The organism is Pseudomonas sp. Pse35 (assembly GCF_024519715.1).
In the GTDB taxonomy this organism is placed as follows: domain Bacteria; phylum Pseudomonadota; class Gammaproteobacteria; order Pseudomonadales; family Pseudomonadaceae; genus Aquipseudomonas; species Aquipseudomonas paracarnis.
Genome location: NZ_JALJRP010000082.1, coordinates 1 through 730 on the forward strand (window position 1 = coordinate 1; position 730 = coordinate 730).

Annotated in this window: 1 protein-coding gene; it reads left to right on the forward strand. The window is 58.8% G+C overall.

Features of this window, described 5'->3' with window-relative positions:
- Positions 1 to 730: immunoglobulin-like domain-containing protein (locus tag OC445_RS26910; RefSeq protein WP_315986356.1), on the forward strand; the 730-nt coding region annotated here is incomplete at both ends.

Sequence of the window (730 nt, forward strand, 5' to 3'; positions counted from 1 at the left end):
CAGCGGTCACCACCATTACCGATTCGATCGACACCACCACGGTCACCCTGACCGCTGGTTCGACCGTGACCGAAGGCGGTCAGATCACCTACACCGCCACCTTGACCAACCCGGCGCAGACGCCTGTGAATGTCACCTTGAGCAATGGCTCGGTGATCACCATCAAGGCCGGTGAGTCGACAGGCAGCGTTGTCGTTGATACGCCAGCTAATGACGTCTACGTCAACGGCAGCACCGTCAGTACGACGATTACGGGCGCGACTGGCGGCAATTTCGAGAGCCTGGTGCCGAGCACCACGCCAGCGGTTACCACCATTACCGATTCGATCGACACCACCACTGTGACGCTGACAGCCCCAACCGAGGCGAACGAAGGTGGTCAGGTGACGTATACCGCCACGCTTTCCAATAAAGCGGGCACTGATGTCACGTTGAAGTTGGACAACGGCTCAAGCATCACCATCAAAGCTGGCGAAACCGTTGGCACCGTGACCGTGCCCGCCCCTACCGATGACGTGTTCATCGACAAGAGCACCCAAACGGTCAAGATCACCGAAACCACCGGCGGCAACTTCGAAAAACTGGAAGTTGCAGGCAGCGGCGCAACCACCACGATCAACGACACCACCGACAAAGTCGATGTGGTCCTGACCGCCACCACCACCATTGGTGAAGGCGGCAATATCGTCTATACCGCCAGCCTTGTGGATAAGAACGGCGCGCCGGTGAC